We start from the raw sequence: 16,238 nt of genomic DNA on the forward strand, positions 1-16,238 counted from the left end.
GGAAGCACGAACTTACCTCGGCTTGGCGAATCGTTGCGTTATTGCACGACAGCCACGATCAGGGCAATGCCGAAAAGGATGAGGAAGCCTCCAGCTATCTTCGTGAGCCAGGGCACGACGCGTGCCAACCGGGCGAGGGCTCTGCGGGATCCGAGGGCGACCGCAATGATGACATCCCAGACGAGCACAATGGTGAACATCCAGGTCCCGTATGCAACGAGTGTGAGTGGTGCTGCCCCAGCGAGCGCAGTGGCGAGGCTGAGATAGAAGAGCGCGTTCTTGGGGTTGAGCAGGCCAGAAGCGATCCCGAGACCGAAGTTCTTCACCCAAGTGGCCTGCTCGATAGTCATGTCGTCATCGTGACTGAGCCGGGGCGTTGATCTCATAAACGCGATTCCGATGAACACCAGAAAGGCACCGCCAGCCAGTTGAATCACGACGAGCACGGTCGGGTGCGAGATGATCGAGATCCCTGAGAATGCTGCCGCGATGAAGATCCCGTTCGCGGCGGCGATGCCCAGGCACGCGCCGGTGGCGTTTCGCCAACCGCTGGTCATTGCGGTGCGGGCGATGAGAAAGAAATCTACCCCGGGAATGAGCAGCGCCAGAAAGTGTGCGAGAGCCACTGCGGCAAACTGCTCCATACTTCCCCTCCGATCTTGACGGTGAACTCGTCAAGTCTCGGCGACGGTGAGGGGTGGTGTCTTGTACGTTCGTGCGGCTGCGGCTTACGTTGCGGAACGGTATTGGCCCGGTGGGGCGGCGACGTGGGCACGAAACACGCGGTGAAAATGGCTCTGGTCGGTGAAGCCCAGAGTGTGGGCGGTATCGGCGAGAGCATGCCCGTCACGGAGCATGTGCCGCGCTTCGATAATGCGGGCGTTTTGTCTCCACGCCAACGGTGCCAACCCGGTAGCGCGTTTCACCGAGCGGATCAGCTGGTGCCGCGACATCCCAACCAGAGCCGCCAGGTTGTCGAGGCTCGGGTTGGATTCGTCATATCGTAGGCGCTCCATCACCGGGTGTAGACGCTCACGAAGGTCGGGGTCAGCGTCGCTGGTCACCACATGGTCCGGTGCTGCAGCTGAGAGGTCACGCAACAGCATACGAAAATCAGTTTCGAGACGTTCTCGGCTCTCGTCCTCGAAGATGCGGCTGTTCCATGCGCTGAGCCTCGCGTGCAGGTTCGGGTGGCGCAGGACGGTGATGCTAGAAAATAGTGCCTGTGCAGATCCGTCGGGCGCGAGGTCTGTTGCCCAGCCCTGATCCATGTGGATCATTTGATAGACCCACCGACCACCATAAGGGTTGCACTGATGCACCTGGTCGGCTGCGATGACAATCACATCACCCGGGCGCAGGTGTACGCTGCCGCCGAGCGGGCCAGCGAACACCGAGGTACCCGAATCGATGAGCCCGATCGAGAACGTGTCATGCGTGTGTGGGCGGTAGCAGGAATTCTCCTGAGAGGAGCGTCTCGCCTCGACGTGTGGGATCGTCGTGCTGCGCGCGAACTCCGTCTCCAGTACTTCCTCGGTTTGCATCGCTCAGTCTCGTATCGACCTGAGGCCGCGGGACACGATGCGCGTGGTTTCGGGGGTGGGGCTTTCTTGAAGCCACCGATCAGCGAACTGCCCGACCCATTCGGGCTGGGTTTTCGAGGCATCATTGATCCAGTTCGCGACAGAGTCTTGCACATAGCGTGACGTGTCACTGCGTAAGGGTTCGAGGATCTGTAACCCCAGCTCAGGGTCGTGTTTGAGGGCGGCGATATGTTTGGCCCACACTCCTCGCGGGCATAGCGCTTCGCTCGTGAACCGGCGGATGCGTTCTGAATCTGTACCTGTCCAAACAGAAAGCACCGTGATGCTCTCGATGAGGTGCGCTGTGAGCGTGGGCCTGGCCGTCATCCACGCCCATTCCCGAACCGCGAAATGCTGATCATCGGCTGCTGGCCGTAACACTGGCAGCAAGGTTTCGGCGGTTTGGAAGATCGGGCCAGCAGCAACCGCGAAACATGCCCACCCACGCACCGTGTCTGAGCGGTGCGTAGCTCAGCGATCCGGGTCTGCAGTACCAAGATGATTGTGCAGTGCCTCGCCGATGGGTTGCATCCTCGCCAAAATTCCCTGGCTTTGCGTCGCACGTGCAGCGTCATGCAAACGTTCAGGAGCGTCAGGGAGCACATTGCGCAGCAACACCCCTGATCGATCGCTAATGCTTCGGTGGGCGTGCTCGTTGCAATACTCCCAGCCTGTAACTGCTGCAACCGTTCGGGCACAAACCCTGCAACCGTTCTAGGACGACTCATGACCCCCCTTCGTTGGTGCTCCTGATCTCAGGTTGTGCCGTAGCTGTTCCAGACTCGAGATAATGTCTTGCGGCGTCGCAACCTTGTCCGCGATCTGGCGCAACCACTCCTTGTATACGGGTACGAGTTCTTTCACAACAGCGACCCCAGCCTCCGTGAGCTTGATGTTGTGCGAACGGCGGTCTCCTGGCGCGGCCATGCGCACGACAAAGTCACTTTTGACCAGCCCTTCAAGAAGACCAGTGACCGTTGCGCGAGTCACCCCAAGCCGCTCGGCGATCCACCCGGGACTCGCGTCATCACGCTCGCTGACCGCGAGCAACACTGCGAACCTTCCCTCGGAAAGCCCATGCCGCGCCAGCAGGTGGGCGCATGCGTCATCGATGCGCCGCGCCGCAGACAGCACCGCCATCACGACTTGAGCAGACTCATCGTGATCAACGTGAGCCAGCAAAAAGTCGTGTTTGACGACCACACCCTTATTCATTAAGTGCCATACTATCAGGCAGCTAACTAGCCCTCTTTGTGCGGAAAAGGACATCCCAAGCTTTGCTGGCATCGGTTCACGAAGTCTGATCGCTCAGCGTGAGGAGTGTGTTCTTCTCGCCACGATGGAAGCGCGCGTAGATGCTCGGCGAGACCCCGTACCGCTGCTTAAACGACCGGGAGGCAAGCGTACTGGCACCCCAGCCTGCGCGTGCCGCAGCCTCGCTCACCGAAAGGTCCGTCGTGGCAAGAAGCTCAGCCAGCCGATCCGCCCGAAGCTGACGAAGAAAAGTCCCGGGAGCGACACCCACATGCGAGCGGAAAAGCCGGGTCAACTGTGACGATGACAGGGCAATCTCCCGAGCGAGTTCATCGACGCGCCAGGGGTGATTCAGATTTGCCTGTAGCAGGGCGACTGCCATGGTCACTTCTCGTCTTGGGAACGCCCCGATACGATCGGTGCTGCCTGAGGCAACGCCGGTCAGTTTTCCTACCGCATCGAACACCTCCGAGGCTCCTGCGAGCACGGTAAAGTCGCTCGTAGTAGTCTCAGGTTTGTGTGCGAGGCGGAGCAGGCTGGGAGTGAGTTCAAGCAACGCTCCCGGCGAGAGTCGCAACGTTCCGAGCTCAGAATTCTTGTGGAGAGCACGGTGCAGATGGTGTACCAGAGGGTGTGCTGCAGACAGCCACCGCACCTGATCGGCTAGAAATCCGGGATGAATGTAGAAAGTCACTGTTCGCATATGTTCTGCTGGAAACCCGCGACACTCAATACCATTTGGAATCGTCAAAATACTGCCCGCGCCCAATAGCTCCTCACCTGTTGGAGTGTGCAGGCGTCCCCATCCTGAGAGCACGAACACGACCTTCACCGCAGCCACACGCAACGGGCCGGACGGAACCTGCGCTGTCTGATCCCGCACTAACACTGGCAGCCCGCCTGACCCAAACAAATTCACTTCATTTTCACCAGAGGTCGTTGGTGTTCCGACCACTTGGTGCTCCGAGCGCAATGTGACCTGTCGGCTGCCAGGTTGTGTCCGCGTCGCGGTGAGTGACGACGATCTTCGTGCATGGGAGCGCGCGGATCGTTTCGGCGATCTTCGCTTCCGTGGCGGTATCGAGGGCGGAGGTCGCCTCGTCGAGGATGAGGATCGGTGCCTGTTTAAGGAGGGCTCGGGCGATCGCGACTCGTTGGCGTTCACCGCCTGACAGTGCGTTTCCGTGGTGGCCTACTGATTGCTGAATCCCGAGCGGTGATTGCTCGATGACTTGACCGAGTGCGGCTTGTTTTGCCGCATGGATGATCTCTTCATCGGTGGCCGATGGGTCGCCGAGACGGATGTTGTCGGCCAGTGTTCCGTCGAACACGACAGGATCCTGCGGCACATAGCCGATCCGTTGCGCGAGGTCTTCGTATCGCATGTCTGTGAGGTCGACCCCGCCGAGTTCGATACGCCCATTGTCAGGATCGTCGAACCGCATCAGCAGGGAAAGCAGGGTGCTCTTGCCGCTTCCGGTCGGACCAGTGATGATCGTCGTAGAGCCCTCGGGCACCTCGGTAGAGATCCCTTTCAGCACGGTGATGTGCGAGACATCATTCACTGTCATCGCATGGCCGACGCTCTGGACAGATTTGGTCGGCTCGGGTAAGACCGGGGCCGAGAGCACCGCGCGATACCGGTTGATCGTGGTACGCAATTCGTTGATCGAGACCCCCGCCAGGGCGAGAGCATCCAAAGGTGCAGATGCACGGGCGGTGAGGATGATGAGCGCCAGTGCCGTAGCCGGGTCATCAATGGCTGTCGACGCGATGAAGAGGAGGACACCAGCAAGCGGCAGAATGCTCGCGAGACTAGAAACGAAGGTCGCGGGAGTCGATACACGGTTCGTACGCGCGAGCGCAGCCTCTTCCGAGTCCCATCTGTCTTCCAGGCGCGCCACGGCTCGGTCTGGCCCTGCGGCGGTCCGCAGCAGTTCGAGGTGATCGATGAATTCCAGGGATGCCTCGGTGGTGGCCTGCTCGACAGTGTTTCGGCCTGCGTCTGCACGGCTGAGGGCTCGTTGAGCGAGTAGTTGTGCGAGGAACGCGATGATGACAAGCCCGGCCACCAGAAGCATGGTGAGGGGGCCAGCGACGATCGCGATACCGACAAGCAAGAGAAGCGGGATGAGCGGCGAGAGAATGAACGTCTGCAGCTGATGGGCGGGAACGCTCATCAGGGCGGGGATTGATTGTCCGGCGACCGTGCCGACAAGAGTTCGGTTCTTCTCGGTGAACCACGAGAGTTTGGCGTGGGAGAAGGCCGCGCCAACTCCTTGGAAGAGATCTCCGGCCAGCCTTGCCCCGGTGAGGTAGCCGCTGCGCGAGACGAGCACGGTGATAAACAGGGCGACGGCCGCAGTCGCGATCACCATTCCCGGTGGCTGGTGCTTTGCGATCGCAAGGGCGAGCACAGTGTAGGCCGTCGCCTCGGCCAGCGCGACGAGTGCCCAGCCAAGTGATATGAGTACCAGTCTGCGGCGAGCCGCTGCAGGAAGGGTCTGGGTGTGCTGCGTGTTCATCGGGTTCCTCCGGCTACCGTGACCGAGTTGCCGGTGAGCTTGAGCTGTGCTGTGGCGCCCTCGGCCAGTCCATGATCGTGGGTGACAATCAAGAGCGTCTTCGATTCCTCCATGACGAATGTGTGTAGCTCGCTGACGAGCCGCCCGCTCGTGTCCTTATCCAGCGCGCTGGTGGGTTCATCGAGCAGGATCACACGGGCATCGGTGAGGAACGCGCGGGCGAGTCCGACTCGTTGACGTTCACCGCCCGACAGGGTGGTCGTCGCGGTATCCAGGGGGAGGTCGAGTTGCGCACGTCGAAGCGCGGTGCTGATCTCATCATCGGTGGCCTCTGGGGTCGAGAGCGCGATATTTTCGCGGATCGTCCCGGAGAGCACATCCCCACCTTGTGGAATGAGTAACACCGAGTCGGGTGACGTCTTCTCGCTGTTCGTCTCCCTGTGGGGGTACCGGATCACGCCGCTTTCGAGCGTTTCCAGCCCGGCAATAGTACGTAGCAGCGTGGTCTTGCCGCTGCCACTGGGGCCGGTTATCGCGGTGACTAATCCTGGTGAGAATGTGTGGGAAAGACTGTGGATGAGTGTGCGGTCGTCCTGACCGATCCGCACGTCGACGAGTTCAAGTCCAGGGTCGTCACTGTGATCGGTTGATCCCGTGACGGTCGGTTCGCGGAGTACCGCTGCGATGCGTTCGGCCGCGGCGCTGCCCGCTCGTACATAGTCCAGGCCATGCCCAAGGCGCAGCGCCGGGGTGACCACGGCGAGCCCGAACAGCAGCATGGCGGCGAGCACTGCCGGCTCTTGGTCGTAGCCGATGGCGTAGGCGATCGCATAGGTTGCGACGGCCTGGAGCAGCGCCACCGCTACGGAAGAGAGTGTCGCGACCCGTCGCACCCAGGCGACCATGTTCTCGGTGAACCGGCGTGCTGCGTCGGCATAGTTGGCGGTTGCCCCGGCCTGTGCGCTGTAAATGCGGGACACGCGAATGCCGCGTGCGTAGTCGTCGACAGCGGTCCTGATGTCCGTCATCACACGGACCGTTTCGGTTCCGTGTTTCGCTGAGCTTCGCGGCACGATGAACAGATAGTAGGCTGCGGCCAGCAGGCCAGGGATCAGCGCAATCAGGGTAAGGGGACCCGCCACTGCGACCAGCAGAGTTACTGTCGCGAGGGGCACCACCGCAAGGGTCGCGATTTCCGCGGGCAGATGTGCGACGGTGTGGTGTAGCGCGGCAATGTCTTCGCCTACCAGACGACGCAGCGCGTCAGCGCCATACCGTGAGACCGTGCTCATCGGCATGTGCGCGAGATGGCGAGCGGTATCGCGCCGTAGCCGTGCGGAGAATCTTGCCTCCCCGTGATGTGCGAGCCACGACGAGACGGACAGGAGCAGGCCTCCAATGAGCCAGCAGACACACGCCGAAATCGCATGCGTCAGTGTCACCGCAGCGACGACCTGCACGGTGAACCATAAGGCTCCGACCATCGTGAGGCCACCAAGCGCGGCGGCGGTAACCGCTGCTGTAAGCACAGGGATCGCGGGGCGCAGTGCGGCCGCAATGGGTGAGGCCGGTGCGGCCGCAGGGTCATTGTTGAGTGCGGGCACTATTCGGTGCCTCCTTCCTTGATCGGAGTTTCCTTGTTCCGATGCCGGTCTCGTCCGAGCGGCACCACCTGCGGGGTTCCTGCGACGGGATCAGGAACGACGAGACAGCGCAGACCGAACACCTGCTCGACCAGGTCGGAGGTCAGTACCTCAGCCGGTGGGCCCTCGGCGACGACACCTCCGTCCTTCATCGCGACGAGATGCGTTGCGTAGCGGGCAGCCTGGTTGAGGTCGTGAAGAACGGCGACAAGGGTGTGCCCGGCAAGGTGGAGGTCGGTGAATAGTTCCATCAGCTCGATCTGATGGGTCAGGTCAAGGAACGTCGTCGGCTCGTCCAGCAACAGGATTTCGGTCTGCTGTGCCAGCGCCATCGCGACCCAGACTCGCTGTCGTTGCCCGCCGGAGAGTTCGTCGACGAGCCGGTCTGAGAGTTCATGGATGCCAGTTGCTGCCATCGCGGTAGAGACCGCCTGCTCATCGTCCGGTGTCCACTGTCGGATCAGTTTCTGGTACGGATACCGGCCGCGAGCGACCAGATCAGCGACTCTGATCCCATCGGGAGCGAGCGAGGTCTGCGGTAGCAGTCCCAACTTGCGCGCAACCTCTTTGGCCTTGTAGGAATGGATGTCTTGTCCGTCAAGTACCACCCGCCCTGATCCTGGTTTCAGGAGCCTGGATAGCCCGCGCAGAAGGGTCGACTTGCCGCATGCATTCGGCCCGACGATCACGGTGAAAGACTCATCGGGAATCGACACCGACAGGTTCTCGTTGATGACGCGCTTGTCATAGCCGATCGTGGCATTCACCGTCCACAGTCGACTTGTCGGTACGGTCAACTCGGCGGTGTTAGCAGTGGCGAGGGGGTGAGTGTCCACTCGTGTCATATGCTTCTCCTTGTTTCACGAATAAGGAGCCAGATTAGGTAGAGACCACCCAGGCTCACGGTGATGAGGCCAACCGGAACAGGCCGGTAGACCTGCGCGATCACGAGCGACAGCAACTGCGCGAGAGACAAGAGCGCGGCTCCCATGAACGCGGACGCAGCCACGGTTACCCCGGGTGTCCGTGTCAATCGCCTCGCGAGCTGTGGCGCGGACAGTGCGACGAACCCGATCGGACCGGCAGCAGCTGTCACCAACGCGGTCGTCGCAACTCCCAGGATCAGCAGCAGCGGGCGAGCAACGGAAGCGTTCACCCCCTGAGCGAGTGCCGCGTCGTCACCAAGTTCCAGTTGTCGCAGAGCGGGAGCCAACATCGTCACTCCGATGAAGACAATCAGGCCCCCGATGATGACGGGGACAAGCGAGTCCCATCCGACGCGACTGAGCGACCCGGCCGCCCAGAAACCGACGCTCATCGCATCGGTGATCTCGGCGCGAGTGATGAGGTACGCGTTGATCGATCCCAGCATCGCGGAAACTCCGATGCCGACGATGATGAGGCGGAAACCCTGCACGCCTCCTCGATAGGAGAGCAGATACACCACGATTGCGGTGAGCAGCCCGCCGACCAGAGCTGCTGCGGCGATGTACCAGTACTGATTCGCGCCGATGACAAGGATTGTGAGCACCACGGCCGTGTACGATCCTGCGTCGAAGCCGATTACATCCGGAGATCCCAGGGGGTTGCGGGTCAGCGATTGGAAGATTGCACCGCCGATCCCCAGTAGCGCTCCGAACAGGATTGCCGCGATCGCGATGGGCAGACGCCATTCCGTCACGATCAGGCGATGGAAGTCATCGCCCTGGCCGAAGAGCGACTGGACAACCTGGGCAGTTGTCAGTGGATAGTCACCGATTCCGAGGGACATCACCGCAACGGTCACCGCAACTACGGCGAGGATCGAGTTGATCGCAATGCTCCGTGCGCTGAATCTCAGCGCGACGGCGCGCTGAGTACGGATTGTGCGGTTCCGGTAACCGAAATCGATCTGTCGTGGGATTTGAATAGTGGATTTCATAGCCCGGATGCCTTTCGCCGGCGCACAAGTGCGATGAGGACGGGGGCACCGATGAGTGCGGTGAGCACGCCGGCCTCGATCTCGCCGGGGCGGGTGATCACTCGTCCCAGCACGTCTGCGATGAGCACGATGGAGGGTGCCGCGAGGGCGGTGTAGGCGATGATCCATCGCTGGTCGGGTCCGGTGAACCAGCGCACGATGTGCGGGACCATGAGACCTACGAACGTGATACCTCCGGTGAGCGCTGTTCCGCCACCTGCGAGGAGCGTCACGGCAATGATCCCCAAAATACGAGTGCGGGTGACGCTTGCTCCGAGTGCGGTCGCTTGGTCGTCTCCCAGCGCGACCGCGTTCAAGGAGCTGCTGATCAGTGCGGCTAACAGGATTCCTACCGCCAGAAACGGGGCAACCGAAGCGGTGTCATCGAGTGAGGCGCGCGAGAGGGAACCCAACCCCCAAGCCCGGAAGGAACGGAACGTCTCCTGATCCATCAGTGTCAGAAACGTTGAGAAAGCTGAGAGGACAGCGGCAAGTGCGATGCCTGCGAGCACGAGTGTGACGGGAGATGAGGCGCCTCGTCCCGCTGACCCGATCAGGTAGACGAGCACCGTGGCAAGGATCGCACCGATGAACGAAAACCAGATGTACCCGGTGATTCCTCCGACTCCGAACAACGTCACGCCAACGACAATGGCGAACCCCGCTCCGGCATTTACGCCGAGAATACCGGGATCGGCAAGCGGGTTGCGTGTGATCGCCTGGATGAGCGCGCCCGAAACACCGAATGCCACACCAGCAGCAATCCCCACAACCGTGCGAGGTACTCGTAATGTCCAGACAATGGAGCTTGCCTCGGAGCTATCTGGGGAGAGTACGACCCGCCAGATCTCGCTGATGGGTAACGGGTTCGCGCCGAATGACAGGCTTGCTGCCAGAACCACCACAAGCAACGCGAGCAGCACAAACACACCCGATATTCGACGGTTGCTTGTTGGGAGGTGCCCTTCTCCCAGCGCACTGCACGCCTCGCGCGCACCTACTAACGAAACAGTCATGACCGATCTTTCGTGTTGTTCAGCTATCGCGGCACCACGGACTGCTAGACCCGTGGTGCCGCGATAGTCCGTGACCCGAGTTAGAACACGTCCGCAATCTGGGGAACGACGCGTTCGACCGCCCAAGCATTGCCGATGGGTCCGCCGCTGGTGATTGCCCACAAGAGATCGCCGCCGTCGTCAGTTTTCGGCGGCAGCTGGACAAACTGACCGGACGATACCGCTCCCAGGTTTTGGAACAGGTCGCGACCTGTCAACTCCTGCATTTCGGCTTCGCTCGCGGCTGCGCTCTGTCCAAGGATGAGGACGTCGGCGTCAATCTTCGATAGAAGTTCATCACTAACCTTGGTATCCGTCACGAATTCCGTGGCGTTCGGGTTCTCGCTGAAACCGAGGTCGGCCAGGAATGCAGCGGGCGCGGAGCCAGGCTGTGAGAAGTACTGCAGTCCGTTTGTTGGGCCGTAGTAGATCGCCCAGGTCGCGGTGAGCCCGTCGAACTCGGGATGATCTGCACGCACTTGCGCGAAGCGTTCATCGTGTTCCGCAATGACAGCTTCGGCCGCGCCGCTAAGGTCTAGCGTCTCACCTAGGACGCGGATCGAGTCCTGCCAGGGAATGGTGCGTTGAGACGATTCCGGGCTTGTCACCACCGGGGCTATCTTGGAGAGTTGCTGGTAGTAGTCACGCAGTTCGCCGTAACCGGGCACCCAGCCTACGGTGACGATGAGGTCGGGGTTGCTCGCTGCGATGGCCTCGATGGGGATGTCTTCGCCCATCATGAACTCGTAGGTGTCCAGCTCGGCTGACCCATGCTCTTCGAGGTAGCCGCCCTCGCTTACGAAGTTCGAGGTCAACACAGGCGTGACCCCTAAGGAAAGCAGCAACTCGGTGTCGATCGCGTTCGGGACGATCGCTGCGATCCGCTCAGGGCGCTCCTCGAGGATCGTCTCTCCGTACGGTGATTCGAGCGTCAGAGGGTAACTGGTCTTGCCTTCAGCGGCAGGGAGCAGGCTTGATTCGCTTGCGCCGGGCTCTTCAGGACTGTCGTTGGAGTCCGGGCTCGTGGAGCAGCCCGCGATGAGCAGTATTGTCGCGAGGCTCGCCCCGATACTGGCAGCGACGCGGGAGCGTCTGGTCTTCTTCATTCGTGTTTGCCTTTCTATAGTTCAGATTGTTCATTGATGAGAGGGATGGTCATGAAGTCTTCGTTAGGACATCGGCGATGAGAGGAACGAGATAATCTGCGGCCCATTCCTGCCCGATTGGTCCGCCTACCGTGACCGTCCAGAGCAGATCTCGGTCGTCTTCGGTCTTCGGAGCCAACCGGACGAGATGCCTAGACGTGACAGCGCCCAGATTCATGAAGAGGGTGTTTTCGGTGACAAGCTCGTGCATTTCTTCATCGCTCGCGTTCACGGTCTGGCCCAGCAAGAGAACATCCGCATCGATTTGGGTCAGCAGTTCACTGCTGACCCACGGGTCGCCTACGAACTGATTAGCCTTCGGATTCGGAATGAACCCAAGCTCGCTGAGAAAGAGTTCTGTCCCCGATCCCGATGGAGACATATAGCGGAGGCTATTTGCGGCCCCGAAGTGGAGAACCCAGCTAGTGGTGAGACCCGCAAATTCCGGGTGTTCCTTTCGTATCTCGGCGAAATGTTCTTGGTGATGTGCGATAACTTGTGTTGCTGCGTCTTCGAGGTCGAGCGTCGATCCAAGGAGGCGAATAGAGTCTTGCCAAGGGATGAGCTGTTGCGACGACGTGTCGGGACTGGTCAGTACTGGGGCGATTGACGTCAATCGGTCGTAGTAGTCGCCAAGGTTGACGCCACTCAACCCGTCTGTCCATCCCACCGCCACGATGAGGTCAGGGTGGCTGGCGGCGATGGTTTCTATCGGAAGGTCTTCACCGGACACGAACTCGTAGGTTTCAATTTCTGCTGCCCCATGATCGTCGAGATAACCGCCTTCACTCACGAGACTTGACGTGAGAATGGGGGTCACGCCGAGGGCGAGAAGCAGCTCAGTGTCGATCGCTGTCGGGGCGACCGCTGCAATGCGTTCAGGCCGTTCCGGAAGAACAGTCTCACCGAACGGTGATTCGAGCGTCAGCGGATAGCTTGTAGTCTGCTCGGCCGCTGGCAGTAAAGATGCTTGCTCAGGGTGTCTTGTTGCATTATCGGATTCGGGCTTTGCCGAGCAGCTTGCAGCGAACAAGGAAATGGTGAGAACAACACAGATGCTGCTGAGGATGCGAGAAGGCTTAGCTTGCGAACGGCTCATGGTTTCCCTATCTGAATTGAGGATCGCTGCGTCCGGGCGACCGGGCTGAGGAAGATCGAAACGAAGAGAACGAGGAGGGGAATGACGAGCGCGCCACGCAGTCCGGCACGTTCGCCGACAAATCCGAGAAGGGGTGGAGCAACCAGGAACGCGATATATCCAATGACGGTCACGAAAGCAACACGCGTTGCCGAGTTCTCTCCCGATGCCCCAGCCGAGGAGATCGCTACAGGGAACCCCAGAGACGCGCCCAGACCCCACAACACAACTGCAACCCCCGCCACGACTGAATTGTCAACGAAAGCAACAAGCGAGATTCCAACAACGGCACTCAGAGCGCTCGCTCCGAGCACCCAGGCACGCCCGAATCGTTGAACAACCGGTCCTCCCAAGAACCGTCCTAGCGTCATCGCCGCGGCGAAGACCGCGAAGCCCGTCGAACTGAGTGCTGGATTCAGACCATGCCCATCGACCATGATCAGGGGAAGCCAGTCGTTCGCCGTGCCCTCCGCGAACGCCATTGCGAGAACGATGACTCCGATGAGCCAAAGAGAGGAGTCGCGCCATACTGCTCGCTCAGAACGATAGGCCGGTGTATTTGGTTTCTGTCGGCGACCGGTTGCGGGCGGTAAGAAGCGTATGCAAACTAGCAGGATCACAATGCCGGACAGTCCGATCGTCATCAGATGCGTGACAACTGAGAAATCCGCGGCGGTAGCCACAATTCCGAGTGCCGCACCGATAAGGGTGCCCAAGCTAAACGAACCATGTAACGCTGGCAGGAACGGTCTGCCAGAGATGGCTTCGACATCTGCGCCCTCAACGTTCAGTGCAATCTCGCTACCGCCCATGCTCAGACCGAACAACGCCAATGCCGCGATGACGAATCCGTCGATCTGGGCTGCCGCGCCAAGACCTATGAGGGGCACGCTCACGGCTACACCCAACGTGCCGAATGCGATCAGTGGCTTTGCGCCAAGTCGAGCCAACAGCGGCCCTGAACAGAGAATCCCCGCCATCGCCCCTAGTGATAGACCAAAGATCACGATACCCATCTGCGCGGTTGAGGCTCCGAGCAAATCGCGAATCGCTGGTGTGCGCGTGACCCAGGACGACATTGCCAGACCCGGCAATAGAAACAATGCACAAAGCGCCAAGCGGCGTGCCGCGAGGGTGGTTGACATTGACTGCCTTTCTTTATTGCTGGTGTGCCCGAGAACCACTGAGCGGGTGGGATAGGTCGTGGGTGAGGGATGCATGTTCCCTTCGCCTCACTGGCCGACGAGTCCGGCCGCGCCCCGCTTCCAGTAGCCCGTGAAATCGATGTCGGACTTTGGGACACCGCGTTCTTTGACCAAGAAGCGGCGCATCTTTTGCACTTCGGCCTGTTCGCCAGCGAGCCAAGCAAACGGCTCATTGTCGTGCCAGTTCACGCCTCGTATCGCGTTGAGCAGCGGGTGCCGCGTGCCAGTGTGGCGAGGAATCCAGGAGATCTCGATTCCCTCAGGGGCAGTGAGTTCTTGTCGGTGATCGTCTTCCGCAACATCGATGAGAACCTGACCGCGCGCATCGCACGGTAGTTCTTCGAGGAGCCGTGCAATAGCGGGAATCGCTGTATCGTCACCTGCCACAAGGAACCAGTCGCAACCGGCAGGCAGGCTCTGCGTCTTGCCCGGACCCGCGATATGGATCGGGTCACCAGGTCGTGCCCGCCGAGCCCAATCGGCCGCAACCCCGTGCCCATGCAGCACGAAATCAACATCCAGCTCACGCGATTCCGAGTCGTAACGTCGCACCGAGTACGCCCGTGCGATGGGGCGCCTCCCTTCCGCGAACGTTACGCGGCCATTTTCGATCACAGGCAAGACCGGCTCACTCTCACCTGGATAGGGAAACAGCAAACGAATATCGTCATCGAACCCCGGTGAGGTGAAAGCTGGTTGCAGATCTCCCCCTGGCGAGGTGAACTCACCCAACTGGCTCCCCGTCAGCGTGATCCGCTTCATCCCCGAAGTCACGTCCACAACGCGGCCTACAGCAAGTTCACGCAGCGCTACTGGAACCAAGCGCAACGTACGTGCAGACACACTCATAGACAATCTCCTTACAGCGACAGAACGGACCACCCCCACAAGCATCGGCACACATGGGCTCACTAAGTAAGTGTACCCTTACTTAGGTCGGATGATTTATCCGTAAGCGCAGAGTTCGCATACTCTGATGCTGATGCCTGACTAGTGAACAAAGGATCATGCTCGTGCTGTTCGACCCACCACCGGTGCCTACCTCCCAAGCAGTGTCTGTGCACAACACACGTGACCCCTCCCTCTTATGGGTGCACGCGGGAACCGCAGAGGTTCGCGCAGCGCAACAGGAGTACCTACTCTCCTCCGGGCAGGGCATATGGTTGCCTGCCGGTATCCCCTACACCGTGGAGGTGGGCGCTGACTCAGTCGCATTCCCGATCTTCCCAGCCGCAGGAACCCGCGCGCCGAACCTCGACCGACCCCAGCGCATCAATCTCTCAAACAGCTGGTCCGAGTGGCTCATCTACCAGTTCGCGCGGAGTATCGGCTACCTTCGGGGCGCAACCTCCGACACCAGCCTCCTCGATCTGGTTGCCGGGTCTCGCTACGCGACACCTAAGGAAGAAGCGCGGCCTATAGAGCAGGTGCCACTGCCTCCGATGCCCCGCTCACCTGAAGCCCTGACGGTCGCGCACTCGCTGCTCCAGGGACCCGATGATCCCTCCGAGACGACAGACCACGCACGAGCGGTCAATATCAGCGTTCGGACTTTGCAACTGCAGTTTCTGCAAGAGACAGGACTTCCATTCATACGGTGGCGCACTGCTGTACGTGTTGCGGCCTCAGCCGCCCTGATGGATGCTGGCCACGAGATCGGCCAAGCAGGCAGGCAGGTCGGCTTCTCCACTCCCGCTGGATTCACGAGAGCATTCCACACACAAACTGGAATGACCCCCCGCCAGTACAAGAAGGCGCGGCCTGTCATTCCCCGTCACGATGACACCCTTGCCACCGACTTCAGCGAACTGATGCTGCCTCAACTGCAACCTGAGGCGGCTCCACCTGAGGCTTCACCGCCGTCCGTCCCGGCAACGCAGACCTGGAATCGGATCAACGATTTCCACGTCCTGGTATGGCTCTACCGCGGTGCCGCGCGAGTAATGGTCGGTGAGCGCACTCGACGACTCCGACGCGGCGACGCTATCTGGCTTCCCGCAGGCGTTCGCAACAGCATTACACTTTCGCGCGGCTCGCTGCTACTCCCTCTCGGATCACGCCACGGCACACCGGAAACGCGACTTCCTCGCAACCTCGTCCAGCGATTTCCAGATGAGGCTGAGCTCTACCTGCTGCACACTTTCGTCGCCAATTACAGCCTTGTTCGCCCTACGTCGCACGACCCGAACCGGATCACGCACTCATTTCTCAAGCATGCCACGAGGACGCGAGCCGGAGCAGCCGAAGACTTGGCGGGATTTACGCCCGTTTACAAGATCATCCGCGCGGTGCGCAACAATCCAGCGGATCGACGAACTCTCACACGATGGGCGCAAGTACTCAATGCCGACGCAAGAGACCTCGGCCGCGCTTTCCTCGCGACCACAGGGCAGAGTTATGTGGCCTGGCGATCGGAGGTACGCATGACCGAAGCACGCCGCTATCTTGAAGAAGGGGTTGGTGTGGCGCAGGCGGCTCGTCGGCTTGGCTACGCACATCCATCAGCATTTACCACGGTCTTCACCCGAGCCCACGACATGTCCCCGCGTGAATATCAACGCAATGGTTGGCAACACACTGATGAGCCCCTGATCATCCGCTAGAACCGTCACCGGAACGACTTTGGTGATGCCCAGCCGACCCGCGCCATGGAGTAGGACCACCCCAAACTGTGCGCACCTTACCCCTGACAACATTTCCGCAAGAAAGCCTAAGACGCTGCCTACTGCA

At 60.5% G+C, this 16,238-nt stretch carries 15 protein-coding genes; 1 reads left to right on the forward strand and 14 read right to left on the reverse strand.

What is annotated here, in order from left to right:
- Positions 1-38: 38 nt before the first annotated feature.
- From CXR25_RS00720 to CXR25_RS00785, 14 genes are all read right to left on the reverse strand, one after another.
- Positions 39-644 carry a LysE family translocator gene (locus CXR25_RS00720; RefSeq protein WP_087053555.1) on the reverse strand — a complete coding sequence of 202 codons (606 nt, stop codon included), beginning with the start codon at positions 642-644 and terminating at the stop codon, positions 39-41.
- A gap of 84 nt (positions 645-728) precedes the next feature.
- Entirely contained in the window at positions 729-1,544 is an 816-nt protein-coding gene (locus tag CXR25_RS00725) for an AraC family transcriptional regulator (RefSeq protein WP_087053556.1), read from the reverse strand.
- 3 nt (positions 1,545-1,547) lie between these two features.
- Positions 1,548-1,910 carry a DNA alkylation repair protein gene (locus tag CXR25_RS19255; protein WP_205676911.1) on the reverse strand — a complete coding sequence of 121 codons (363 nt, stop codon included), beginning with the start codon at positions 1,908-1,910 and terminating at the stop codon, positions 1,548-1,550.
- A 387-nt stretch (positions 1,911-2,297) separates the two neighbouring features.
- Positions 2,298-2,798, reverse strand: a complete 501-nt coding sequence (locus CXR25_RS00735) for a MarR family winged helix-turn-helix transcriptional regulator (RefSeq protein WP_164513769.1) — start codon at positions 2,796-2,798, stop codon at positions 2,298-2,300.
- Positions 2,799-2,874: 76 nt separating this feature from the next.
- On the reverse strand, positions 2,875-3,792 hold the full coding sequence (locus CXR25_RS00740; RefSeq protein ID WP_006822430.1) for an AraC family transcriptional regulator: 918 nt from the start codon (positions 3,790-3,792) through the stop codon (positions 2,875-2,877).
- A complete protein-coding gene (locus CXR25_RS00745) occupies positions 3,764-5,362 on the reverse strand; it encodes an ABC transporter ATP-binding protein (RefSeq protein ID WP_087053560.1) in 1,599 nt (532 codons plus the stop codon). The genes CXR25_RS00740 and CXR25_RS00745 overlap by 29 nt, the downstream gene beginning before the upstream one ends.
- A complete protein-coding gene (locus CXR25_RS00750; protein WP_006822428.1) occupies positions 5,359-6,966 on the reverse strand; it encodes an ATP-binding cassette domain-containing protein in 1,608 nt (535 codons plus the stop codon). The genes CXR25_RS00745 and CXR25_RS00750 overlap by 4 nt, the downstream gene beginning before the upstream one ends.
- Positions 6,966-7,850: an ABC transporter ATP-binding protein gene (locus tag CXR25_RS00755; protein WP_006822427.1), complete on the reverse strand. Its 885-nt coding sequence runs from the start codon at positions 7,848-7,850 to the stop codon at positions 6,966-6,968. Before CXR25_RS00755 ends, CXR25_RS00750 begins: the two co-directional genes overlap by 1 nt.
- Entirely contained in the window at positions 7,847-8,926 is a 1,080-nt protein-coding gene (locus CXR25_RS00760) for a FecCD family ABC transporter permease (protein ID WP_125240282.1), read from the reverse strand. Before CXR25_RS00760 ends, CXR25_RS00755 begins: the two co-directional genes overlap by 4 nt.
- Positions 8,923-9,894, reverse strand: a complete 972-nt coding sequence (locus tag CXR25_RS00765; RefSeq protein WP_338027627.1) for a FecCD family ABC transporter permease — start codon at positions 9,892-9,894, stop codon at positions 8,923-8,925. The genes CXR25_RS00760 and CXR25_RS00765 overlap by 4 nt, the downstream gene beginning before the upstream one ends.
- Before the next feature lie 167 nt (positions 9,895-10,061).
- A complete protein-coding gene (locus CXR25_RS00770) occupies positions 10,062-11,126 on the reverse strand; it encodes an ABC transporter substrate-binding protein (protein WP_006822424.1) in 1,065 nt (354 codons plus the stop codon).
- A 49-nt stretch (positions 11,127-11,175) separates the two neighbouring features.
- On the reverse strand, positions 11,176-12,264 hold the full coding sequence (locus tag CXR25_RS00775; protein WP_006822423.1) for an ABC transporter substrate-binding protein: 1,089 nt from the start codon (positions 12,262-12,264) through the stop codon (positions 11,176-11,178).
- Positions 12,261-13,448, reverse strand: coding sequence for an MFS transporter (locus CXR25_RS00780; RefSeq protein ID WP_101584775.1), 1,188 nt, complete (start codon positions 13,446-13,448; stop codon positions 12,261-12,263). The genes CXR25_RS00775 and CXR25_RS00780 overlap by 4 nt, the downstream gene beginning before the upstream one ends.
- 87 nt (positions 13,449-13,535) lie before the next feature.
- Positions 13,536-14,357, reverse strand: a complete 822-nt coding sequence (locus CXR25_RS00785; protein ID WP_006822421.1) for a siderophore-interacting protein — start codon at positions 14,355-14,357, stop codon at positions 13,536-13,538.
- 158 nt (positions 14,358-14,515) lie between these two features.
- Here CXR25_RS00785 and CXR25_RS00790 point away from each other — a divergent pair, with 158 nt between their 5' ends.
- A complete protein-coding gene (locus CXR25_RS00790) occupies positions 14,516-16,111 on the forward strand; it encodes a helix-turn-helix domain-containing protein (RefSeq protein ID WP_180959280.1) in 1,596 nt (531 codons plus the stop codon).
- Positions 16,112-16,238: the final 127 nt, after the last annotated feature.

Origin of the sequence: Brevibacterium aurantiacum, from assembly GCF_003932995.1 — a bacterium.
GTDB lineage: Bacteria > Actinomycetota > Actinomycetes > Actinomycetales > Brevibacteriaceae > Brevibacterium > Brevibacterium aurantiacum.